At 72.8% G+C, this 21,691-nt stretch carries 25 protein-coding genes and 2 tRNA genes; 19 read left to right on the forward strand and 8 right to left on the reverse strand.

The features are described 5' to 3' along the window. Positions 1 to 64 precede the first annotated feature (64 nt). From I5Q34_RS06505 to I5Q34_RS06515, 3 genes are all read left to right on the forward strand, one after another. Positions 65 to 136, forward strand: a tRNA-Gln gene (locus I5Q34_RS06505). A gap of 30 nt (positions 137 to 166) precedes the next feature. Further along, a tRNA-Glu gene (locus I5Q34_RS06510) sits at positions 167 to 239 on the forward strand. 97 nt (positions 240 to 336) lie between these two features. Then, the gene (locus I5Q34_RS06515; RefSeq protein WP_199891183.1) at positions 337 to 1,302 is read left to right on the forward strand and encodes an MEDS domain-containing protein; all 966 of its coding nucleotides are present in this window, start codon (positions 337 to 339) and stop codon (positions 1,300 to 1,302) included. Here the strand turns inward: I5Q34_RS06515 and I5Q34_RS06520 are convergent. Continuing rightward, positions 1,220 to 1,849, reverse strand: a complete 630-nt coding sequence (locus tag I5Q34_RS06520; protein WP_199891184.1) for a MerR family transcriptional regulator — start codon at positions 1,847 to 1,849, stop codon at positions 1,220 to 1,222. The genes I5Q34_RS06515 and I5Q34_RS06520 overlap by 83 nt on opposite strands. An 81-nt stretch (positions 1,850 to 1,930) precedes the next feature. Here I5Q34_RS06520 and I5Q34_RS06525 point away from each other — a divergent pair, with 81 nt between their 5' ends. Next, positions 1,931 to 2,386 carry a DUF4188 domain-containing protein gene (locus I5Q34_RS06525; protein ID WP_199891185.1) on the forward strand — a complete coding sequence of 152 codons (456 nt, stop codon included), beginning with the start codon at positions 1,931 to 1,933 and terminating at the stop codon, positions 2,384 to 2,386. A gap of 172 nt (positions 2,387 to 2,558) precedes the next feature. Here the strand turns inward: I5Q34_RS06525 and ndgR are convergent, their stop codons facing one another. Next, the gene (gene ndgR / locus I5Q34_RS06530; protein WP_199891186.1) at positions 2,559 to 3,296 is read right to left on the reverse strand and encodes an IclR family transcriptional regulator NdgR; all 738 of its coding nucleotides are present in this window, start codon (positions 3,294 to 3,296) and stop codon (positions 2,559 to 2,561) included. Between the two features lie 96 nt (positions 3,297 to 3,392). On the opposite strand from ndgR, the gene leuC reads away from it, so the two are divergent. The 4 genes from leuC to I5Q34_RS06550 all read left to right on the forward strand — a co-directional run bounded on the left by leuC (position 3,393) and on the right by I5Q34_RS06550 (position 6,670). Beyond that, positions 3,393 to 4,814, forward strand: coding sequence for a 3-isopropylmalate dehydratase large subunit (leuC, locus tag I5Q34_RS06535; RefSeq protein ID WP_199891187.1), 1,422 nt, complete (start codon positions 3,393 to 3,395; stop codon positions 4,812 to 4,814). Between the two features lie 63 nt (positions 4,815 to 4,877). Then, positions 4,878 to 5,471: a 3-isopropylmalate dehydratase small subunit gene (leuD, locus tag I5Q34_RS06540; RefSeq protein ID WP_199891337.1), complete on the forward strand. Its 594-nt coding sequence runs from the start codon at positions 4,878 to 4,880 to the stop codon at positions 5,469 to 5,471. 170 nt (positions 5,472 to 5,641) lie between these two features. Continuing rightward, positions 5,642 to 5,887 carry a hypothetical protein gene (locus tag I5Q34_RS06545; RefSeq protein WP_199891188.1) on the forward strand — a complete coding sequence of 82 codons (246 nt, stop codon included), beginning with the start codon at positions 5,642 to 5,644 and terminating at the stop codon, positions 5,885 to 5,887. A gap of 123 nt (positions 5,888 to 6,010) precedes the next feature. Then, positions 6,011 to 6,670 (forward strand): HU family DNA-binding protein, encoded by a 660-nt coding sequence (locus tag I5Q34_RS06550; RefSeq protein ID WP_199891189.1) that lies wholly within the window; start codon positions 6,011 to 6,013, stop codon positions 6,668 to 6,670. A gap of 108 nt (positions 6,671 to 6,778) precedes the next feature. Here the strand turns inward: I5Q34_RS06550 and I5Q34_RS06555 are convergent, their stop codons facing one another. Both I5Q34_RS06555 and cofC read right to left on the reverse strand, forming a co-directional pair. Then, positions 6,779 to 6,991, reverse strand: a complete 213-nt coding sequence (locus I5Q34_RS06555; protein ID WP_199891190.1) for a hypothetical protein — start codon at positions 6,989 to 6,991, stop codon at positions 6,779 to 6,781. A gap of 17 nt (positions 6,992 to 7,008) precedes the next feature. Continuing rightward, positions 7,009 to 7,665, reverse strand: coding sequence for a 2-phospho-L-lactate guanylyltransferase (cofC, locus tag I5Q34_RS06560; RefSeq protein WP_199891191.1), 657 nt, complete (start codon positions 7,663 to 7,665; stop codon positions 7,009 to 7,011). A 198-nt stretch (positions 7,666 to 7,863) separates the two neighbouring features. On the opposite strand from cofC, the gene I5Q34_RS06565 reads away from it, so the two are divergent. Genes I5Q34_RS06565 through I5Q34_RS06575 form a run of 3 tightly spaced genes read left to right on the forward strand, consistent with a single transcriptional unit; the run spans position 7,864 to position 10,794 of the window. After that, positions 7,864 to 8,613, forward strand: coding sequence for a 1-acyl-sn-glycerol-3-phosphate acyltransferase (locus I5Q34_RS06565; protein WP_199891192.1), 750 nt, complete (start codon positions 7,864 to 7,866; stop codon positions 8,611 to 8,613). Further along, complete coding sequence (locus I5Q34_RS06570) at positions 8,610 to 9,611, forward strand: NAD(P)H-dependent glycerol-3-phosphate dehydrogenase (protein WP_199891193.1); 1,002 nt, start codon at positions 8,610 to 8,612, stop codon at positions 9,609 to 9,611. The genes I5Q34_RS06565 and I5Q34_RS06570 overlap by 4 nt, the downstream gene beginning before the upstream one ends. Positions 9,612 to 9,645: 34 nt before the next feature. After that, positions 9,646 to 10,794: a D-alanine--D-alanine ligase family protein gene (locus I5Q34_RS06575; RefSeq protein ID WP_199891194.1), complete on the forward strand. Its 1,149-nt coding sequence runs from the start codon at positions 9,646 to 9,648 to the stop codon at positions 10,792 to 10,794. Here the strand turns inward: I5Q34_RS06575 and I5Q34_RS06580 are convergent. Both I5Q34_RS06580 and I5Q34_RS06585 read right to left on the reverse strand, forming a co-directional pair. Beyond that, positions 10,791 to 11,315: a DUF3515 domain-containing protein gene (locus tag I5Q34_RS06580; RefSeq protein ID WP_277965634.1), complete on the reverse strand. Its 525-nt coding sequence runs from the start codon at positions 11,313 to 11,315 to the stop codon at positions 10,791 to 10,793. The two genes, I5Q34_RS06575 and I5Q34_RS06580, sit on opposite strands and share 4 nt — an antisense overlap. A gap of 19 nt (positions 11,316 to 11,334) precedes the next feature. After that, entirely contained in the window at positions 11,335 to 11,568 is a 234-nt protein-coding gene (locus I5Q34_RS06585) for an Lrp/AsnC ligand binding domain-containing protein (protein ID WP_199891195.1), read from the reverse strand. A 175-nt stretch (positions 11,569 to 11,743) separates the two neighbouring features. Between I5Q34_RS06585 and I5Q34_RS06590 the strand changes: the two genes are divergently transcribed. Together I5Q34_RS06590 and thiD are read left to right on the forward strand one after the other, a co-directional pair. Next, positions 11,744 to 12,778 carry a thiamine-phosphate kinase gene (locus I5Q34_RS06590; protein ID WP_277965633.1) on the forward strand — a complete coding sequence of 345 codons (1,035 nt, stop codon included), beginning with the start codon at positions 11,744 to 11,746 and terminating at the stop codon, positions 12,776 to 12,778. A gap of 15 nt (positions 12,779 to 12,793) precedes the next feature. Next, positions 12,794 to 13,582, forward strand: a complete 789-nt coding sequence (thiD, locus tag I5Q34_RS06595; protein ID WP_199891196.1) for a bifunctional hydroxymethylpyrimidine kinase/phosphomethylpyrimidine kinase — start codon at positions 12,794 to 12,796, stop codon at positions 13,580 to 13,582. Positions 13,583 to 13,780: 198 nt separating this feature from the next. Here thiD and recG read toward each other — a convergent pair whose 3' ends face one another. Continuing rightward, positions 13,781 to 15,961, reverse strand: a complete 2,181-nt coding sequence (gene recG / locus I5Q34_RS06600; protein ID WP_199891197.1) for an ATP-dependent DNA helicase RecG — start codon at positions 15,959 to 15,961, stop codon at positions 13,781 to 13,783. A gap of 135 nt (positions 15,962 to 16,096) precedes the next feature. Further along, positions 16,097 to 17,743 carry a DAK2 domain-containing protein gene (locus I5Q34_RS06605; RefSeq protein ID WP_199891198.1) on the reverse strand — a complete coding sequence of 549 codons (1,647 nt, stop codon included), beginning with the start codon at positions 17,741 to 17,743 and terminating at the stop codon, positions 16,097 to 16,099. A gap of 265 nt (positions 17,744 to 18,008) precedes the next feature. On the opposite strand from I5Q34_RS06605, the gene rpmB reads away from it, so the two are divergent. The 6 genes from rpmB to rpmF all read left to right on the forward strand — a co-directional run bounded on the left by rpmB (position 18,009) and on the right by rpmF (position 21,682). Next, positions 18,009 to 18,194, forward strand: coding sequence for a 50S ribosomal protein L28 (gene rpmB / locus I5Q34_RS06610; protein WP_199891199.1), 186 nt, complete (start codon positions 18,009 to 18,011; stop codon positions 18,192 to 18,194). Positions 18,195 to 18,363: 169 nt separating this feature from the next. Next, positions 18,364 to 18,969, forward strand: coding sequence for a 16S rRNA (guanine(966)-N(2))-methyltransferase RsmD (gene rsmD, locus I5Q34_RS06615; RefSeq protein WP_199891200.1), 606 nt, complete (start codon positions 18,364 to 18,366; stop codon positions 18,967 to 18,969). Further along, on the forward strand, positions 18,966 to 19,478 hold the full coding sequence (gene coaD / locus I5Q34_RS06620; RefSeq protein ID WP_234428456.1) for a pantetheine-phosphate adenylyltransferase: 513 nt from the start codon (positions 18,966 to 18,968) through the stop codon (positions 19,476 to 19,478). Before rsmD ends, coaD begins: the two co-directional genes overlap by 4 nt. 135 nt (positions 19,479 to 19,613) lie before the next feature. Continuing rightward, positions 19,614 to 20,690 (forward strand): ATP synthase F0 subunit B, encoded by a 1,077-nt coding sequence (locus I5Q34_RS06625; protein WP_199891202.1) that lies wholly within the window; start codon positions 19,614 to 19,616, stop codon positions 20,688 to 20,690. A 219-nt stretch (positions 20,691 to 20,909) separates the two neighbouring features. After that, complete coding sequence (locus I5Q34_RS06630; RefSeq protein ID WP_199891203.1) at positions 20,910 to 21,506, forward strand: DUF177 domain-containing protein; 597 nt, start codon at positions 20,910 to 20,912, stop codon at positions 21,504 to 21,506. A gap of 2 nt (positions 21,507 to 21,508) precedes the next feature. Next, positions 21,509 to 21,682, forward strand: coding sequence for a 50S ribosomal protein L32 (gene rpmF, locus I5Q34_RS06635; protein ID WP_003951102.1), 174 nt, complete (start codon positions 21,509 to 21,511; stop codon positions 21,680 to 21,682). Positions 21,683 to 21,691 lie beyond the last annotated feature (9 nt).

Consider the following 21,691-nt stretch of genomic DNA (forward strand, 5'->3'; position numbering starts at 1 on the left):
AGCACGCCGCCCTCTCAAGGCGGTAGCGCCGGTTCGAATCCGGTCGGGGGTACTGGTAACACCATGGGCTATGGTGTAATTGGCAGCACGAGTGATTCTGGTTCATTTAGTCTAGGTTCGAGTCCTGGTAGCCCAGCTGTAAACCTTCTGGTTTACAAACAGACTTGCCCCCGTTGTGTAGCGGCCTAGCACGCCGCCCTCTCAAGGCGGTAGCGCCGGTTCGAATCCGGTCGGGGGTACAAGTAAGAAGATGCCCCTCGCGTTTCGCGGGGGGCATCTTCGCGTTTTCCGTGCGCGCCCTTTCCGGGGCCGGGGCCCGCGACCATAATTCCCGGCATGGTCCATCCCCGTGGCGCGCTCCGCCGGGTCCCTGCCGGTGACCTCCGGCCCGGTGACCATGTCTGCCTGCTCTACGCCTCGGACGAGGAGCGGACCGCGGTCCTGCGCGACCTCGTGCGCGACGGCCTGGACGCCCAGGACAAGATCCTCTACCTGGCCGGCCCCCGCGAACCGCGCGACGCCGCTGCCCTGCTCGACCAGGCCGGCCGGCCGGAGGGCCGGGTCGACGTCGTCCCTCTCCGTGAATTCCTCACCGGCGAGGGCGAGTTGGAGCCCGACGCACTGCTCGGCCACCTGCGCCGGGCCGCGGCCCGCTCGCGCGCGGAGGGCTTCCGCGCCCTGCGGGTCGCCGGCGACCTGAGCGCGGCCCTGCGCGACGAGGGCCGTGACGAGTGCGACGTACGCCGGCTGCTGCGCTACGAGGCGCTGCTGGGCGAGGAGTTCGGCTCCGGGCAGGCGCTGGCCGTCTGTCAGTACGACGCCCGCCGTTGCGATCCCGCCGCGCTGGACGCCGTCGAGTCCGTCCACGCCCGCGGTGTCGAGGCCGACCCGCTGGTGCGGACCGCCGAACTCCTCGTCGCCCGCACCTACCGCCCGCAGGGGCTGCGTCTGGAGGGCGTCGTGGACACCGCCGCGCACCGGCAGCTGAGGGACGCCCTGCGATCCGTGGCGGCCGTCCGGGAGGACGTGCGGCTGGAGATGTCCCGGGTGGAGTTCCTGGACCTCGGCGGGCTGCGGCTGCTGATGACCTTCGCGCGGGCACGGGCGGCACGCCACCGCACGGTCGAACTGGCCGGGCTGGCACCGCATCTGGCCCAGGTCATCACGCTCATCGGCTGGGACCGGACGCCGGGGCTCGTGCTGGGCCGGCGAGGGCGCCCTAGCGGGCGAACCGCCGTGCCGACTCCTCCGCGTGCGCCATCCTCCGCAGACTCAGCAGCACCGGCTCGTACAGCACGGTGAGCGCCACGGCCGCCTCGACCTGCCCCGACGGCGTCGGCTCCGCCGTCACCAGGTCCAGGTCGCTGACGGCGAGCTCCGCCGCCAGCCGGCCGTACGGCAGCAGGTGCGCCGTGCCGCAGGGGTAGCCGAGCCGGTCCAGCGCGGCGACGGAGGCCACCAGCGTCTCGTACGCGGGCCCGCCGTGATGCTGCCAGCCCAGCCGCTTCAGCAGCGCCGCCACGGACGCCCGTGCGGCCCCGGCGGACGCGTCGTCCTCACCGTCCGCCGCCGGCTCGTGCGGCAGCGCCCAGGTGGCCGCGCCGAGCCGCATGTGGTGGTCGAGCGACTCGTCCTCGGCCGCCGCGACGACCTCCCGGGCGGCGGCCACGGACATCCGGCCCACCTGGATCAGGGCCCGCACCAGGCGCAGCCGGCGCAGATGCTCCTCGCCGTAGTCGGCCTGGGTCGCCGAGACCCGGTGCCCGGGCTGGAGCAGTCCCTCCCGCAGGTAGTACTTGATCGTCGCGGTGGACACCCCGCTGCGTTCGCTGAGCTCGGCCAGTCGCATCGTGCTTGCGCACCTCCTTGGGCAGTGGCACTATCCAAGCATGGATAGCGCCGCTATCCAATGATGCCTTCCGGGGGTTCCATGAACAGGACGGTGACGCCGGGCCGGGTCACGGCGGCGGTCGACGGCGACGTGGTCGTCTTCCTGATCGGCATGCGGGTCAACCGCTGGCGGTCGGTGCGGCATTGGCTGCCCGTGCTCACGGCCATGCCGCGCATGCTCAAGGAACTGGAGCGCGATCCGGAGAGCGGGATGCTGGGGTACCGGGTGCTGACGTCCGGCCCCCGGGAGTACATGGTCATCCAGTACTGGGAGTCGCGCGAGAAGCTGCTCGCCTATGCCCACGACCGCGGGCGCGCGCACCGCCCGGCGTGGGCGGCCTTCAACCGGCGGGCCCGGGAGGGGGCGGGCCGGGTGGGGATCTGGCACGAGACGTACGAGGTGCCGGCGGGGGCGTCGGAGTCGGTGTACAGCGGGATGCCGGGGTATGGGCTGGGGGCGGTGTATGGGGTGCGGGGGTTGGGCGCTGCGCGGTGAGAGTGCCCCGGTCCCGCCCTTTCTCCGTTTCCCGGGGAGCCCCCGGACCCCGTCCGCCCTTCGGGCGGAGTCCTCAAACGCCGGACGGGCTGAAATTCAGCCCGTCCGGCGTTTGAGGACTGGGGGCACCCCCTCTGGGTGAGGGTCCGGGGCGCCCTCCGCGACAGCGGACCTACGCACTCCTCCGCAGCGTCTCCGTCAGACGCACCGCCGCGTCCAGCACCGCCTGAGCGTGCATCCGCCCAGGATGCCGCGTGAGGCGCTCGATCGGTCCGGAGACCGAGACGGCCGCGACCACGCGATTCGAAGGGCCCCGCACCGGCGCGGACACGGACGCGACGCCGGGCTCGCGCTCGCCGATCGACTGCGCCCACCCCCGACGCCGCACTCCGGACAGCGCCGTCGCCGTGAAGCGCGCGCCCTGCAGCCCGCGGTGCAGCCGCTCCGGCTCCTCCCAGGCCATGAGCACCTGCGCGGCCGAGCCGGCCTTCATCGGCAGTGTGGATCCCACGGGCACCGTGTCCCGCAATCCGGACAGCCGTTCCGCGGCGGCCACGCAGATCCGCATGTCGCCCTGGCGGCGGTAGAGCTGGGCGCTCTCGCCCGTCACGTCGCGCAGGTGCGTGAGCACCGGCCCGGCCGAGGCCAGGAGCCGGTCCTCGCCCGCCGCCGCGGCCAGTTCGCTGAGCCGGGGGCCGAGGATGAAGCGGCCCTGCATGTCGCGCGCCACCATGCGGTGGTGCTCCAGGGCCACCGCCAGCCGGTGGGCCGTCGGGCGGGCCAGCCCGGTGGCCGTGACCAGCCCGGCGAGCGTCGCCGGACCGGACTCCAGCGCACTGAGCACCAGAGCCGCCTTGTCGAGTACGCCCACTCCGCTCGAGGCGCCGCCCGCGCCGCCAGAATTGTCCATGCAACGATACTCGCGTCTCACTCTGTGAAACGCAAGTTCATATTTCCGAGGAAGCCGCCAACCTGTACCCACAGCACCCAACCCGGAGGGACAGCGATGGGACGGACACTGGCGGAGAAGGTCTGGGACGACCACGTCGTCACGCGCGCCGAGGGCGAGCCGGACCTCCTCTTCATCGATCTGCACCTGCTGCACGAAGTCACCAGCCCGCAGGCGTTCGACGGGCTGCGCAAGGCCGGACGCACGGTCCGCCGCCGTGACCTGACCATCGCCACCGAGGACCACAACACCCCCACGCTCGACATCGACAAGCCCGTCGCGGACCCGGTCTCGCGCACCCAGCTGGAGACCCTGCGCCGCAACTGCGCCGAGTTCGGCGTACGGCTGCACCCGCTGGGCGACGTGGAGCAGGGCGTTGTCCACGTGGTGGGACCGCAACTGGGACTGACCCAGCCCGGCACCACGGTCGTCTGCGGCGACAGCCACACCTCCACCCACGGCGCGTTCGGCGCGCTCGCCTTCGGCATCGGCACCAGCCAGGTCGAGCACGTACTGGCCACCCAGACCCTGCCGCTGGCGCCGTTCAGGACGATGGCCGTCACCGTAGAGGGCGAACTCCCCGACGGCGTCACGGCGAAGGACCTGATCCTGGCCGTGATCGCCAGGATCGGCACCGGCGGCGGCCAGGGCCACGTCATCGAGTACCGCGGCCCCGCGATCGAGAAGCTCTCGATGGAGGCCCGGATGACCGTCTGCAACATGTCCATCGAGGCCGGTGCCCGGGCCGGCATGATCGCCCCGGACGAGACCACCTTCGCGTACCTCAAGGACCGCCCGCACGCGCCCAAGGGCGCCGCGTGGGACGAGGCGGTCGCCTACTGGCGCACCCTGCGCACCGACGACGACGCGGTCTTCGACCGAGAGGTGGTCGTCGACGCCTCCGAGCTCGCGCCGTTCGTCACCTGGGGCACCAACCCGGGGCAGGGCGCACCGCTCTCGGCGGCCGTTCCCGACCCGGCCTCGTACGCGGACCCCTCCGAGCGGTTCGCCGCCGAAAAGGCCCTGGAATACATGGACTTGACGCCGGGTCAGGCGCTCCGTGACATCCGGGTGGACACCGTCTTCGTGGGCTCGTGCACCAACGGGCGGATCGAGGACCTGCGGGCCGCCGCGGCCGTCCTGGGCGGCCGCTCCGTGGCCGAGGGCGTCCGGATGCTGGTCGTCCCGGGCTCGGTCCGGGTGTCGCTGCAGGCCGTCGCGGAGGGGCTGGACAAGGTGTTCACCGCGGCCGGCGCCGAGTGGCGGCACGCGGGCTGCTCGATGTGCCTGGGCATGAACCCCGACCAACTGGCGCCCGGCGAGCGGTCGGCGTCGACCTCCAACCGCAACTTCGAGGGCAGGCAGGGGAAGGGCGGCCGCACCCACCTGGTCTCGCCCCAGGTCGCCGCCGCCACCGCGGTGCTGGGCCACCTCGCCTCGCCGGCCGACCTGACGACCGCCCCCGTGCCGGCGGCCTGAGCGCGCGGAACCCTAGCGCAGCACGCCGACCGCAGCACACCGCACGAGCAACAGGAGAGCATGGTGGAAGCCTTCACCGCACACACCGGCCGGGCCGTCCCGCTGCGCCGCAGCAACGTCGACACCGACCAGATCATCCCCGCGCACTGGCTCAAGAAGGTCACCCGCGACGGTTTCGAGGACGGGCTCTTCGAGGCGTGGCGCAGGGACCCGGAGTTCGTGCTCAACCGCCCCGAGCGCGCGGGTGCCTCGGTCCTGGTCGCCGGCCCCGACTTCGGCACCGGCTCCTCGCGCGAACACGCCGTCTGGGCGCTGCAGAACTACGGTTTCCGGGCCGTCGTCTCGTCCCGCTTCGCCGACATCTTCCGCGGCAACTCGCTCAAGAACGGGCTGCTGACGGTCGTCCTCCCGCAGGAGACCGTGGAGCGGCTGTGGGAGCTGACCGAGGCCGACCCCGAGGCGGAGGTGACCGTGGACCTCGTCGCCCGCGAGGTGCGGGCCGAGGGCATCACGGCCGGATTCGACCTTGACGAGAACGCCCGGTGGCGGTTGCTGGAGGGGCTCGACGACATCGGGCTGACCCTCCGGCACGAGGCCGACATCGACGCTTTCGAGGCCCGCAGGCCCGGCCACAAGCCGTCCACGGCCCTGCTCTGAGGCTTTTTTTCACGCCCGTTCGGCGGAGCGCGGAGACCCTCGGGGGACCCCGGATTTCCGCTGCTCACCCCAGGTTTGGCATGATGCGCCCCCTGTCTTCGGACAGGGGGCGCATCGCTTTGTTGAGGCCCTGTGAGGCGACAACTCGCCTCAGATGGCACAATCGGTGCATGGAACGCGACAGCCAACTCGAGCTCTACCGGCTCGTCGCGGACCAACTCAAGGAAGCGCACTCCCGGGTGCGCACACTGCAAGTCCCGGAGGGCGTACGGATGGCGCTGTCCCGGAAGCTGCTGGCCATCACGGCTGCGGCGAAGCACGATCTCTCAGGCGCGGCAATGCGTCTGGACCGGCTGATGAAGGACCTCGACGAGGGCCGTTTCCCTTCAGAGCGCGGCACCGACGGAACTCCGTGATGGGTCGGGTTCGTTGCGGCACAAGGGTGATTAGACCGTTTCGTGTTTGATTTGCGGTATATATCTGCCTAACGTGCGAAAAAGGCTGGAACAAATTCCAGCGAAGTCTCCGAAGGGGAAGACGTGAACAAGGCGCAGCTCGTTGAAGCGATTGCCGACAAGATGGGCGGCCGTCAGCAGGCCGCTGACGCTGTCGATGCCGTACTCGACGCCATTGTGCGCGCGGTTGTGGCCGGCGACCGGGTCTCGGTCACCGGCTTCGGTTCGTTCGAGAAGGTCGAGCGCCCGGCCCGTTACGCCCGCAACCCGCAGACGGGCGAGCGCGTGCGGGTCAAGAAGACCGCGGTGCCGCGCTTCCGCGCCGGTCAGGGCTTCAAGGACCTGGTGAGCGGCTCGAAGAAGCTGCCGAAGGGCGGCGAGGTCGCCGTCAAGAAGGCGCCCAAGGGCAGCCTCACGGGCGGCAAGGCCACCACCAAGGCCGCGGCCAAGAAGGCCACCGCGAAGAAGGCCACCGCCAAGAAGGCGGCCGTCAAGAAGACGACCGCGGCGAAGAAGACCACCGCGGCGAAGACCACGGCGGCGAAGAAGACCACGGCGAAGAAGGCCGCACCGGCCAAGGCGGCCGCCAAGAAGACCACGGCGAAGAAGACCACCGCCGCGGCGAAGAAGACCACGGCCAAGAAGACCGCCCCGGCGAAGAAGGCCGCCGCGGTCAAGGCTCCTGCGCGCAAGACCACCGCGCGCAAGACCGCCGCCAAGAAGACCACGGCCAAGAAGAAGTAAAGGCTGCGGTCGGCGTCACCGCCGGGCCGGGCTCCCTCCGGGGAGCCCGGCCCGCGGTGCGTGACGGCCCCCAAGGGCCCGAGGGGGTCCGTGAACGCCCTTGGGCGCTCAGAAGGTCTGGAGGGTCACCAACGTCACACGGAGGCCCTCAGGGGCGTCCTGGGACCCTTCGCACTCGATCCGCACCCGCTGCCCCGGCCGCAACAGCCGCAGCCCGCCCGCGTCGAACGCGGCGGCGTCGAAGGGCACCGGGGTGCCGTCGTCCAGGAGGACGCTGCCGGAACGGGACTCGGGATCGTAGGTGTACGCGGTGGCCTGCATGGGCGCAGCCTAGTCCGTCACCGCGCCGTGGGCGGAACGCCCGCCTCCGGCCGTACCCCGGCGACCGCGGCCGTCCTGGGACCCACGCCCAGGGCCAGCGCGGCCCGCAAATCCACGCCGGTGTCCACGTCCCGGCGCACGGAATCCACCCCGGACAACACGATTTCGCGGGCACCGGAGGCGCGGTGCCGGGCGCGCGAGCGGCCCTCGAACGCCGGCGCCAAAGGTATTCCGGGAGCCGCCGCCAGCAGCGTCGTCCCGATTCCCGCCGCATCGGCGAGAAATGCCCGCGGGAATTCCGCGGCCGAATCGAGCACCCGCCCGAGTTCCGCGGCGCGCAGCGCCGGGAGGTCGGCGTTCAACGTCGCCACGGCCGCCCGCGGGCGGTGCGCGCGGACCGCGCGCGCCCCGTGCGCCAGCGCCGCGTTCAGCCCCTGTCCGCCGGGCGGTTCGGGCACCGCGCGGGCGCCGAGCGCGGTCAGCTCCGCGCTCGCGAGCGGATCGTCGGTGACAACCACCACATCGTCCACCGCGGCGCAGGCCAGCGCCGCGTCCACCGTGTCCAGCGCGAAGGCCAGCGCCAGCGCCGAGCGGGGCAGGGCCCCGACGGCGTCCGCCAGGCGGCTCTTGGCCCGGGCCAGCGGCTTGAGCGGAACCACCAGGGTCCAGACCACGGCAGCCCTTCCTTCCCGATCTCGCGTACGGCGTTCATTGTTGCCTGCCGCCCGGTCGCCACCGGCTGCCGCGTCCCCGGGACGGGCACGGGGTTACGGTGTTCTCGACAGACCGGGTACCCGGGGCGACACTTGTCCGGCCGCAGGGTGCGCAGCGGACCCGCGGAAGCTTCCAGGTCCCAAGAGAAGGGTGTACGGGTGTCCCGCCACAGAATCGGCTTCTGGTACCGCTTTACGGCGGTGTTGGCGAAACCGCCGCTCGTGGTTCTGTTCAAGCGGGAGTGGCGCGGAATGGAGCACATTCCGGCCGACGGCGGCTTTATCACCGCCGTCAACCACAACTCCTATCTGGACCCGCTCTCCTACGCCCACTTCCAGTACAACACCGGGCGCGTCCCCCGCTTCCTGGCCAAGGCCGGCCTCTTCCGCAACGGCTTCGTCGGCACCCTGCTGCGCGGCACCGGCCAGATCCCCGTCTACCGCGAGAGCACCGACGCCGCCAACGCCTTCCGCGCCGCCGTCGAGGCCATCAACAAGGGCGAGTGCGTGGCCTTCTACCCCGAGGGCACCCTCACCCGCGACCCCGACATGTGGCCCATGGAGGGCAAGACCGGTGCCGCCCGCGTCGCGCTGCTCACCCGGGCACCCGTGATCCCGGTGGCCCAGTGGGGCGCCCACGAGGCCATGCCGCCGTACGCCAAGGAGAAGAAGCTGCGGCTCTTCCCGCGCAAGACGCTCAAGGTGCTGGCCGGACCGCCGGTGGACCTCTCCGCGTACCACGGCAAGGAACCGACCGCCGAGGTGCTGCGCGAGATCACCGAGAAGATCATGGCCGCGATCACCGAACTCCTCGCCGAACTCCGGGACGAGCCGGCCCCCGCCGAGCCGTACAACCTCAAGAAGGCCCGCGCGGCGGCGCGCCGCCGGAGCCAGGAGGAGAGCAAGTGACGCGCTGCGCCGTCTTCGGCACCGGTTCCTGGGGCACCGCCTTCGCGATGATCCTCGCGGACGCCGGATGCGAGGTGACCCTGTGGGGCCGCCGCGCCTCCGTCGTGGACGCCGTCAACACCGGCCGCACCAACCCCGACTACCTCCCCGGCGTCGAACTGCCCGCCGCCGTACGGGCCACCACGGATCCCGCCGAGGCCGCGGCCGGCGCCGACTTCACCGTCCTCGCGATCCCCTCGCAGACCCTGCGCGCCAACCTCGCCGAGTGGGCGCCCCTGCTGGCCGGCGACACCGTGCTCGTCTCCCTGATGAAGGGCGTCGAACTCGGCACGGCCAAGCGGATGAGCGAGGTGATCGAGGAGGTCGCCAAGGTCTCCGCGGACCGCGTCGCCGTCCTCACCGGACCCAACCTCGCCAAGGAGATCGCCGCGCGGCAGCCCGCCGCCGCCGTCGTCGCCTGCCGCGACGAGGAGGCGGCCAAGCGCCTCCAGCGGGCCTGCCACACCGCGTACTTCCGCCCGTACACCAACACCGACGTGGTCGGCTGCGAACTCGGCGGCGCCGTCAAGAACGTCATCGCGCTCGCGGTGGGCATCGCCGACGGCATGGGGCTCGGCGACAACGCCAAGGCGTCCCTCATCACCCGCGGACTGGCCGAGACCACCCGGCTGGGACTGGCGATGGGCGCCGACGCGCACACCTTCGCCGGACTCGCGGGCATGGGCGACCTCGTCGCCACCTGTTCCTCGCCGCTCTCGCGCAACAACACCTTCGGCCACAACCTCGGGCGCGGCATGAGCCTGGAGGAGACCATCGCGGTCACCAAGCAGACCGCCGAGGGCGTCAAGTCCTGCCAGTCCGTGCTGGATCTGGCGCGCAGGCACCATGTCGACATGCCGATCACCGAGACCGTCGTGGGCATCGTGCACGAGGGCAAGCCGCCCATGGTCGCCCTCAAGGAGCTGATGTCGCGCAGCGCCAAGGCCGAGCGGCACTGAGACAGCGGGTGGCACAAGGTACTCTCAACGCGATATGAGCAGCGAGAACCCCACCCAGAACCCCGACCGCAAGCCCCGCGTCGCGGTGGTCTTCGGCGGCCGCAGTTCCGAGCACGCGATCTCGGTGGTCACCGCGGGCGCCGTGCTGCGCGCGATCGACCGCACCAAGTACGACGTGCTGCCGATCGGCATTACCACCGACGGCCGTTGGGCGCTGACCGCCGACGATCCCGAGCGGATGGCCATCGCCGACCGCGCGCTGCCGAGCGTCGAGCAGCTCGCGGAGTCTGCCGACGGTGAGGTCCTGCTGCCCGTCGCCCCGGCCCGCCGCGAGGTCGTCTACTCCGAGCCCGGCGCCGTGCCCAAGGCGCTCGGCGAGGTCGACGTCGTCTTCCCGGTGCTGCACGGCCCGTACGGCGAGGACGGCACCCTCCAGGGCATGCTGGAACTGGCCGGCATCCCCTACGTGGGCGCGGGCGTCCTCGCCTCGGCCGTCGGCCAGGACAAGGAGTACATGAAGCGGATCTTCATCTCCTACGGACTGCCCGTCGGCCCGTACGAGGTGATCCGCCCGCGCGAGTGGGAGGCCGACCCGGTCGCCGCGCGCCGCAAGATCGTGGACTTCGCCGAGCAGCACGGCTGGCCGCTCTTCGTGAAGCCCGCCCGCGCCGGCTCGTCCATGGGCATCACCAAGATCGACGACGCCGACGGCCTGGACGGCGCGATCGAGGAGGCCCGGCGCCACGACCCCAAGGTCGTCGTGGAGGCGCTGCTGCGCGGCCGCGAGATCGAGTGCGGGGTGCTGGAGTTCGAGGACGGGCCGCGCGCCAGCGTCCCGGCCGAGATCCCGCCGGTGGAGGCGCACAGCTTCTACGACTTCGAGGCCAAGTACATCGACTCCGCCTCCGGCATCGTGCCCGCGCCGCTCACCGAGGAGCAGACCCGCCGCGTCCAGGAGCTGGCCGTCCGCGCCTTCGACGCCACCTCCTGCGAGGGGCTGGTCCGCGCCGACTTCTTCCTCGGCGAGGACGGCGAGTTCGTCATCAACGAGATCAACACCATGCCCGGCTTCACGCCGATCTCCATGTACCCGCGCATGTGGCAGGAGAGCGGCGTCACTTACCCGGAGCTGGTGGACCGGCTGATCCAGGCGGCGCTGCGCCGCCCGACCGGGCTGCGCTAGGAGCGCGCGTCGTCCGGGTCCTGGGAGGGCACCGTCCTCTTGACGGCGGCGGCGAGATCGATGAGCGCGCTCATGTCGCCGCCGTCGCCGACGACCTCCTTCGGCAGTGTCACCTCGATGTACACCGGCCGCAGCGGGGTGGTGAGGCGGATGCCCCCGTCCCCGAGCCGCTCGGGGGCCCATTGGACGCCGTCGATCACCGCCGCGTCCGTCGCCGGGTCGTTGAACATCGCCGGGCGCGGCACCCCGCAGCGCAGGGTGATCGACGGATCGTCGCCCCAGGCGGCGGTGAAGTCCGAGACCGGCTCGGTGGCGCGGCGCTTCAGGCCGCCCACGGAGGCGGGCAGTTGGCCGTGCAGGGCCCGGCAGAGCTCGGCCTGCCGGCCCGTCGGCGCGGGCGTGGGCACCGCCGGCCCCGCGGCCCGGTCCGCCGCCGAGCAGGCGACGAGCGTGCACAGCAGGGCGGCGGCGGGCAGGCCGGTCAGCCGGCGGCCGGCCGGCCGGTGGAGCGAAAGGTTCACCGGCCGAGCATACGAGGGGTCAGAGGTGGACCACCGGGCAGGTCAGCGTGCGGGTGATCCCGTCGACCTGCTGGACCTTGGCCACGACCATCCGGCCGAGCTCGTCCACGGTGTCGGCCTGGGCGCGCACGATCACGTCATAGGGACCCGTGACATCCTCGGCCTTGATCACGCCGTTGATCTTCGAGATGACTTCGGCCACGGTCGACGCCTTGCCGACCTCGGTCTGGATCAGGATGTACGCCTGTACCACGGAACCTCCAGGGCGGCTACGAGGATCATGTGGGGAGAAGAGACGCCACCGTACCGCGCCGCCGCACGGCACGGGGAGACCCGCGCGGCCTGCGCGGCGCGGGACGCCTCACTGCGGGGCGTCTTCGAAAACGGCATCCCGAAATCAGGGCAACGGAACTCCGAGGAGGAGCGCAGTGAAAGGCACCGTCGGCGAGTTGGGGGAGTTCGGGCTCATCAGGGAGCTGACGTCCCGGCTCACCACCACTCCGGCCGTCCGGCTCGGACCGGGCGACGACGCCGCGGTGGTCGCAGCGCCCGACCGGAGGGTCGTGGCCAGTACGGACGTGCTCCTGGAGGGGCGGCACTTCCGACGTGACTGGTCCACCGCCTACGACGTGGGGCGCAAGGCCGCCGCGCAGAACCTGGCCGACATCGCCGCGATGGGCGCCGTGCCCACCGCCGTGCTCCTCGCCCTCGTGGTCCCGGCCGAACTGCCCGCCACCTGGCCCATGGAGCTGATGGACGGCATCCGCGACGAGTGCCAGGTGGCCGGGGCGGCGGTGGTCGGCGGGGACGTGGTGCGCGGCGAGACGATCACCGTCTCCATCACGGCCCTCGGCGACCTGCGCAACCACGAACCGGTCACCCGCTCCGGCGCCCAGCCCGGCGACGTCGTCGCCGTCACCGGCTGGCTGGGCTGGTCCGCGGCCGGACTGGCCGTCCTCTCCCGGGGCTTCCGCTCCCCGCGCGCCTTCGTCGAGGCGCACCGCCGGCCCGAACCGCCGTACCACGCCGGTCCCGCCGCCGCCTCGCTCGGCGCCACGTCCATGACGGACGTCAGCGACGGGCTGATCGCGGACCTCGGGCACATCGCCGAGGCCAGCAAGGTCCGCATCGACCTGCGCACCGCCGCGATCGACGTCCCCACGCAGATGTCCGACATCGGGCAGGCCGTGGGCGTGGACCCGATGCAGTGGGTGCTCACCGGGGGAGAGGACCACGCGATCGTCGCGACCTTCCCGCCGGACGTGAAGCTGCCCGCCCGCTGGCGGGTCATCGGCGAGGTGGTCAGCCCGTCCGCCCTGCCCCAGGTGACCGTGGACGGCGCGCCGTGGGACCGCACGGGCGGCTGGGACCACTTCGGGGACGGGTACGAGTACGGGGACCTCGGGGGCGCCGACGCCGGCGCCTTCGGTGACGAGGGCCACGACGGGCCCCTGGAGGACTGAGCCTAGATTGGGCCCATGCCGATACCTCCTCGTGTGCTGACCGTCGCCGGGTCCGACTCCGGCGGCGGGGCGGGCATCCAGGCCGACCTGAAGACCATGCTCGCCCTCGGCGTCCACGGCATGAGCGTGCTCACCGCCGTCACCGCGCAGAACTCCCGCGGCGTGCAGGGGGCCTGGCCGCTGCCGGCGGAGGCCGTGCGGGCGCAGTTCCGCAGCGTCGTGGACGACATCGGCGTCCAGGCGGTGAAGACGGGCATGCTCGCCTCGGCCGAACTCGTGGAGACGGTGGCCGGGCTGCTCGCCGGCGTGGACGCGCCCGTGGTCTGCGACCCCGTCGGCATCTCCAAGCACGGTGACCCGCTGCTGGCCGCGTCGGCGCGCGACGCGCTGCGGCTGAAGCTGCTTCCGCTCGCGACCGTCGCCACGCCGAACTTGGATGAGGTGGCGTGGCTCACCGGCGTCCGCGTGGGCGGCGAGTCCGACCTGCGGGCGGCGGCGGAGGCGGTGCTGGAGCTGGGACCGCGGTGGGTGCTGATCAAGGGCGGACACCTGGAGGGGGACGCCGTGGACCTGCTCACGGACGGCACGACGGAGCGGTGGCTGCGGGCGCGGCGCCATGACAACCGGCATACGCACGGGACGGGGTGCACGCTGGCGAGTGCGATCGCGTGCGGGCTGGCGCGGGGGCGCTCCGTGCCGGATGCCGTCGCGGCGGCGAAGGAGTACGTGACGGGGGCGATCGCGGCCGGGTTCGCGCTGGGGGAGGGGATCGGGCCGGTGGATCACGGGTGGCGGTGGCGGTAGGCGGTAGGGCTGCTGGCGCGGTGAGGGTGCCCCGGACCCTCCCCCAGAGGGGGTACCCCCACTTTCACCGTTCCCGGGGAGACCCCGGACCCCGTCCGCCCTTCGGGCGGAGTCCTCAAACGCCGCGAACGCGGCGCAGCCGCGTTGCCACGCGCGGAGCGCGCGAGAAACGGTGAAAGGTGCGGGCCGGGGGCAGACTCACCCCTTCTCCAGGAACTCCTCCCGCTCCGCGTCCAGCAGCGCGTCCAGCGCCGTTCGCAGCTCCGGGAGCCGCTCCAGGCCGGGGTCGGCGGTCACCACGGCCGTCGCCTCCTCCCGCGCCGCCGCGATGACCTCCTCGTCGTCGATGACGGCGAGCATCCGCAGCGAGGACCGGGCCCCGGACTGCGCCTGCCCCAGGACGTCCCCCTCGCGGCGCTGCTCCAGGTCGATCCGGGACAGCTCGAAGCCGTCGAGCGTGGCGGCCACGGCGCCGAGCCGGGCGCGGGCCGGGCTCGCCTCGCCCGCCTCCGTGACCAGGAGGCACAGGCCCGGCGCGGAGCCCCGCCCGACGCGCCCGCGCAGCTGGTGCAGCTGGGAGACGCCGAACCGGTCCGCGTCCATGATCACCATGACCGTGGAGTTGGGGACGTTCACCCCGACCTCGATCACCGTGGTCGCGACCAGCACGTCCACCTCGCCGGCGGCGAACCGCCGCATGACGTCGTCCTTGGCCTCCGGCTGCATCCGGCCGTGCAGCACCTCGACGCGGAGCCCGGCCAGCGACCCCTTCGCCAGCTGCCCGGCGATGTCCAGGACGGCCAGCGGGGGCCGCTTCTCCTCGTCCGCGCCGGCGGGGGACTTGCCGTTCTCGTCCTCGTCGCCGATGCGCGGGCACACCACGTACGCCTGGTGCCCGCCCTCGACCTCCTCCCGTACCCGCTCCCAGGCGCGCGTCAGGAAGTGAGGCTTGTCCTTGGCGGGCACCACGTGGGTGGCGATGGGCGAGCGGCCGGCGGGGAGCTGGTCCAGGACGGACGTCTCCAGGTCGCCGAAGACGGTCATGGCGACCGTGCGCGGGATGGGCGTGGCGGTCATCACCAGCAGGTGCGGAGGCTGCTTGCCCTTCGAGCGCAAGGCGTCGCGCTGCTCGACGCCGAAGCGGTGCTGCTCGTCCACGACGACCAGGCCGAGGTCGTGGAACTGCACCTTGTCCTCGATCAGGGCGTGCGTGCCGACGACGATCCCGGCCTCGCCGGTGACCAGGTCCAGCAGGGCCCGGCGGCGGGCCGCCGCGCCCATGGAGCCGGTGAGCAGCACGACCTTGGTGCCCCGCTCGGCGCCGCCGAGCATGCCTCCCTCGGCGAGGTCGCCCATCATCTCGGTGATGGACCGGTGGTGCTGCTGGGCCAGGACCTCGGTGGGGGCGAGCATCGCCGCCTGGCCGCCCGCGTCCACCACGCCGAGCATGGCGCGCAGGGCGACCAAGGTCTTGCCGCTGCCCACCTCGCCCTGGAGGAGGCGGTGCATCGGGTGCTCGGTGGCCAGGTCGTCGAAGATCTCGGCGGAGACCGCGCGCTGGCCGTCGGTCAGGGTGAAGGGCAGCCGGGCGTCGAAGGCGTCGAGCAGGCCGCCCTCGACGGGCTTGCGGGCCACGGCCGGCAGCTGGGCGTCGGCGTGCCGGCGGCGGGCCAGCGCGACCTGGAGGACGAACGCCTCGTCCCACTTCAGCCTGTCCCGGGCGGTCTGGACGTCGGCCTTGGCGCGCGGGCGGTGGACCTTGCGGAGGGCGTCCGGCAGCTCGGCCAGGCCCCGGCCCTCGCGCAGGGCGGGCGGCAGCGGGTCGACCAGGCCCTGCCAGCCGTCGGCCTCGAAGTGGGCCAGCAGCACGTCCACGGCCTTGGCGACCTTCCAGGACTGGACCTGCTTGCAGGCCGGGTAGAGCGGCAGCAGCCGGCCCGCGAACTCCTCCGCGGCACCGGCCCCGCTGTCGTGGTCCAGCAGCTCGTAGTCGGGGTGGAGGAGCTGGCGGGCGCGGTTGAAGACCGAGACCTTGCCGGCGAACATCCCGCGCCGGCCGGGCACCAGTTCCTTCTCCCGCGCATAGGCGCCGCGCCCGAAGAAGACCAGTGTCAGCGAGCCGCTGCCGTCGGTCACGACGACCTCCAGGCGCATGCCCCGGCCGTGGTTGAAGGTCTTCATGGCGGCCTTGGCGACCTGGGCGACGACCGTGACGTGCTCATCGAGCGGCAGGTCGGCCAGGCGCGTGAGCTCACCGCGCTCGGCGTAGCGGCGCGGGTAGTGGTGCAGCAGGTCACCGGCGGTGTGCAGGTCGAGGTGCTCGGCCATCACCTTCGCGGTGGTGCCGCCGAGGAGCTTCTTCAGAGGTTCATCCAGCACTTCTTCTCCAGGGCCTGCTTCTCCAGGGCCTGCGCCACCGGTATCCGGCTGGGGGTCCGGGGGTCGTCCCCCGGGGTATCGCAGTGTCGAGCGCGGGCACGTTCCCATTCCACACCAGGCCACTGACAACGCGGGCTATTCGATCCCGATCAGCAGTGCCGCGGGCTGCTGGCCACCCCGGTAGACGACGGTGTCCACGGCGAGGTGGCCGGAGCGGACGTGCCGTTCCAGGCCCTCCGCGACGGCGTCGGGGACCCCGGCGCCCAGGACGAGGGTGACCATCTCGCCGCCCGCCGCGAGCATCCGGTCCAGCACCGTCGCGGCCGTCGCGGCCAGGTCCTCGCCGATGACCGCCACGTCCCCGTCGATCAGGCCGAGCACGTCCCCGGCCTGGCAGACGCCGGCCATGGTCCACGACTGGCGCTCGGCGACGGTCAGTTCGGCGTACCGGGTGGCACCGGCGGCGGTGGTCATGGCGACGACGTCCTCGTCGAAGCGGCGGCCGGGCTCGTGTACGGCGAGCGCGGCGATGCCCTGGACCGGGGAGCGGGTGGGGATGAGGGCGACGCGCACGCCCTCGGTGCGGGCCTGTTCGGCCGCGGCGGCGGCCGTGTGCCGCAGGCCGGCGTCGTTGGGCAGCAGCACCACCTCGTGCGCGTGCGCGCGCCGCACCGCCTGGACGAGCTCGCCGCTGGCGGGCGGCTCGCCCGGCCGGACGCCGACCACGGTCGCCCCCGCCCCGGCGCACAGCTCGGCCAGTCCCTCACCGGGGACGACGGCCACGACGGCGCGCTGGACGCGCTCGGGGACGCGGGTGCGCTCCTCGGCCGCGGCGCCGAAGTGGGTGATGCGGACCCGGTGCGGGCGCCCGGCCTCGATGCCGGCCTCGACCGCGGCCCCGGCGTCGTCCACGTGGACGTGGACGTTCCACAGCCCGTCCCCGCCGACGACGACCAGGGACTCGCCGAGGACGTCCAGCCGGGCGCGCAGCCTGGCGACGGCGGCGTCGTCCGCGTCCAGGAGGTAGATCACCTCGAACGCGGGCCCGGCGCCCGGCGCGGCGCCGTCGCCGGTGTCCGCCGGGCAGCCCCCAGTACGCCACGGGTGCGCGGGCGCCTTCGCGGGCACCGGGACGCCGCTGCCGCCGAGCGCGCCCGACAGGGCGGCCAGCACCTCGACGAGGCCCCTGCCGCCCGCGTCCACCACCCCGGCCCGGCCGAGCACGTCGAGCTGGCAGGGGGTGGCCTCCAGGGCGGTACGGGCCGCCGCGTGCGCCGCGCGGGCCACGGCGGTGGCGTCCCCGCCGGTCCGCTCGCCGGCGGCCGCGGCCGCCGCCGCGACGGTGAGGATCGTGCCCTCGACGGGCCGGGCGACGCCCTCGTAGGCGGACTCCACCGCCCGCCGCAGCGCCCGCCGCAGCAGAGCGCCGTGGCCGTGATCCTCGTCACCGCCGGCCGCCAGGACCTCGGCCGTGCCGCGCAGCAGCTGCGCCAGGATCGCGCCGGAGTTCCCGCGCGCGCCGATGAGGGCGCCGTGCGCCATCGCCCGGGCCGTCTCCGGCAGTCCCGGGCGGGAGGACGGGCCCGTGGTGGCGTGGGCGTCGAAGACGGCGTCCACGGCGCGGGCGGCGGACTCGACGGTCAGGTAGAGGTTGGTCCCGGTGTCGCCGTCGGCCACGGGATAGACGTTGATCGCGTCGATCTCCTCGCGGGCCCGGCCGAGCGCGTCGAGCGCCAGGGCGCACCAGGCGCGTACCGCAGCGGCGTCCAGCGATCGCGGCACCTGCGCTCCTCCTGTCGGCTGTGAACAACGCTGGGCACCCTAGCCGTGCCGGGCCTCCCGGGGGCCCGGACGGGCGGGATCAGGGCCGGTCATGGTAGTTTCGTTGTCCTGGAGCGGTCGTTGTATGCTGCTCCGGTTGCCTGACGAGAGTCAGGCCATCCCCCTGACACTGCCGGTCGCTCACTGAGATCTCGGCACGCAGGGATTCACCGTACGTGCCTGTCGTTTCCGCGTGAGCGGGGATGACCCGTCTTTGGAGTAACCCGTGGCTGCCAACTGCGACGTCTGCGGCAAGGGGCCGGGCTTCGGCAACAGCATCTCGCACTCGCACCGCCGTACCTCCCGCCGTTGGAACCCCAACATTCAGCGGGTTCGTGCGAAGGTCGGTGCGACGCCGAAGCGCCTCAATGTCTGCACCTCGTGCATCAAGGCCGGCAAGGTCTCGCGCTAGCGGCTTCTCGCCAGTGGCGCAGCCTTTCGGTTGCACGCAGCCGGTCCCGGTCCCGGGGCCGGCTTTTTGCTGCCCCGCCGCGGACGGGGCCGGGGCGCCCGGCTCCCGCACCGCCTAGGCTGAGGGGGAGACGCCCCCTCCACCCCGCCCCGCAAAGGACCCCGACCCCATGACCCGCGTGATCGCCGGATCCGCCGGCGGACGCCGCCTCGCCGTGCCGCCGGGCACCGGCACCCGTCCCACCTCCGACCGGGCGCGCGAGGGCCTGTTCTCGACCTGGTCGTCGCTGCTCGGCACCCTGGAGGGCGCCCGCGTCCTCGACCTGTACGGCGGCTCCGGCGCCGTCGGCCTGGAGGCGCTCTCGCGCGGCGCGGCGCACGCCCTGCTCGTGGAGGCCGACGCCCGCGCGGTCCGCGTGATCCGGGAGAACGTCCGGTCCGTCGGCCTGCCCGGCGCCGAGGTCCGGGCCGGCAAGGCGGAGCAGGTCGCGGCCGGGCCCGCCGGCCCGGGCGGCCCCTACGACGTGGTCTTCCTCGACCCGCCCTACGCCGTCACGGATGACGAACTCGGCGAGATCCTCCTCACACTCCGCTCCGGCGGCTGGCTCGCCGAGGACGCGCTGGTCACCGTGGAGCGCAGCACCAGGGGCGGCGAGTTCCGCTGGCCGCGGGGCTTCGAGGGGCTGAGGGCCCGCCGCTACGGCGAGGGCACGTTTTGGTACGGTCGCGCCGCCTCGGCGTACGCGGCCGCCACACAGACGCCACGCACGCCATGAATGGACCGGAGAGCGAGGAACCACCGTTGTTGCGCCGCGCCGTCTGTCCGGGGTCGTTCGACCCCGTCACCAATGGACACCTCGACATCATCGCCCGCGCTTCCAAGCTGTACGACGTCGTGCACGTGGCCGTGATGATCAACAAATCGAAACAGGGCCTCTTCACGGTCGAGGAGCGCATAGACCTGCTGCGCCGGGTGACCGCCGAGTACGGCAACGTGGAGGTGGAGTCCTTCCACGGCCTCCTCGTCGACTTCTGCAAGCAGCGCGAGATCCCCGCCATCGTCAAGGGGCTGCGGGCCGTCAGCGACTTCGACTACGAGCTGCAGATGGCCCAGATGAACAACGGCCTCTCGGGTGTCGAGACCCTGTTCGTCCCCACCAACCCCACCTACAGCTTCCTCTCCTCCAGCCTGGTCAAGGAGGTCGCGGCCTGGGGCGGAGACGTCTCGCACCTCGTCCCGGCGCCCGTGCTGGAGGCCCTCACCGAGCGCCTCGCCCGCCGCTGAGGACCCCGATGGCCTGACGGGCCGTCAGTCGCTGCCGGGCGGGCGGCGCGAGCCGTACAGTCGTGCCGTTCGCAGGCAGCGCGGCGGCACCGCCGGGCACTGCCATCACAGCCGGAAGAGAGTGGCGATCGTCAGGTGGACGTACAGAAGAAGCTCGACGAGATCGTCGCGGCCGTCGCCGGCGCCCGCTCCATGCCGATGTCGGCGTCCTGCGTCATCAACCGGGCCGACCTGCTCGCCCTCCTGGAGGAGGTGCGCACCGCCCTGCCCGGCTCGCTGGCGCAGGCGCGGGAGCTCATCGGCGACCGGGAGCAGATGGTCGCCGAGGCCCGGGGGGAGGCCGAGCGGATCATCGAGTCCGCCCGTGCCCACCGGGGCTCGCTGATCTCCGACACCGAGGTCGCCCGGGAGTCCCGCGAGGAGGCCGACCGCATCCTCGCCGAGGCCCGCCGGGAGGCCGCGGAGATCCGGGCCGAGGCCGACGACTACGTGGACAGCAAGCTGGCCAACTTCGAGGTCGTCCTTACCAAGACCCGGGGCTCGGTCGAGCGCGGCCGCGAGAAGCTGCTCGGCCTCGGCGACGGCTACGACCCCGAGGACCCGGACGGCACGGACCTGCCCGGGCGCAGCGCCGACCCGGCCGCGCAGCGGCACAACGCCGACGCGTACGTGGACGCCAAGCTCGGGGCGGTCTCCGCCGTGCTGGCCAAGACCCTGGAGGCGGTGGGCCGCGGCCGGGAGAACCTGCTGGGCGCCCGTCCCACCGACGAACTGGGCGCCCTGGCCGACCGGGACGGCTCCGCCGGGGGGCATCCCACCAGTGACGCCGACTTCCTCGCCGGGCTGGCGGAGGCCCCCGCAGCGGCCCCCGCGCAGCCGCCCGCGCCGGAGTACCCCGGCTACCAGCCCCCTGCCCCCGCCTACCCGCCGCACGAGCCGCAGCCCGGCGCGTACGACTGGCAGCAGTTCCCGCAGCAGGCGGACCCCTACGCCGCGGGCGGCGGCTACGCGCAGCAGGCCGACCCGTACGCCTGGCAGGGCGGCACCGGCGGCGCCCAGGGCTATGCCGCCTACCCGCAGCAGCAGGGGCAGGGGCAGCCCGCGGACGGGCAGCAGGCGCCGCGCTCCGGCGGGGCGCTCGACGAGACGAGTTTCTTCGACACGAGCATGATCGACCTGGAGCAGCTCCGCCGGTACGAGCAGGGGCGCTGAGCCCGCGGCCCGCTCCCCGGACCCGTCCTGACCGGGGCGGTTCCGGGAGCGGATTGGGCCGATCGCGGACCGTCCAGTATCCTGGCTCTTCGGTCGCGAGTAACTCCGCGATCCGGGCTGCCCTCGGCGCACCGCACGGTGTGCCGCAAGTGTGGCCGTCGCCCGCAGCGTAGAAAGCAGGAAGCCCTGAACGCCCGCCTCGATCACCGTTCCCCTCTTGTGTTCGACACACACGAGCTGGGGCGGCGTCCCGGTGCGCTGAAGCGGCTCACCCGCTCCCTCCCGGCCCCCGCCGACCTCGGCATCGAGGTCATCGGGATCGCCGAGGGCGTGACCGTGGAGCTGGACCTCCGTCTGGAGTCGGTCATGGAAGGGGTGCTCGTCACAGGCACCGCCCGTGCACCGCTCACCGGGGAGTGCGTAAGGTGTCTGGAGCCGATCGAGCGCGAGCTCGAAGCGGACTTCCAGGAGATGTACTCCTACCCCGACGCCGACGCCCGGGGCCGCATCGCGGCCGCGGACGACGACGCCGAGGACGACGAGGAGGACATGCTCTTCCTCGAGGACGACCTGTTCGACCTCGAACCCGTGCTGCGCGACGCGGTGGTGCTCGCACTGCCGCTGCAGCCGGTGTGCCGGGAGGACTGCCCGGGCCTGTGTTCCGAATGCGGGGCGCGGCTGGCGGACGAGCCGGACCACCACCACGAGACCGTCGACATTCGTTGGGCGGCACTGCAGGGACTCGCCGGTTCCGACCAGGACGGCGAGAAGGACAACGCACCCCGGTCCGCCGGGGATGACTCACAGGAGAAGTAGCCGTGGCTGTTCCGAAGCGGAAGATGTCGCGCAGCAACACGCGCCACCGCCGGTCGCAGTGGAAGGCTGCGGTCCCCACCCTGGTGGCGTGCGAGCGCTGCCACGAGCCGAAGCAGCAGCACATCGCGTGCCCGAGCTGCGGCACCTACAACAAGCGCCAGGTCCTCGAGGTCTGATCGGCGGGT

Origin of the sequence: Streptomyces sp. AV19, assembly GCF_015999245.1 — a bacterium.
Classification (GTDB): domain Bacteria; phylum Actinomycetota; class Actinomycetes; order Streptomycetales; family Streptomycetaceae; genus Streptomyces.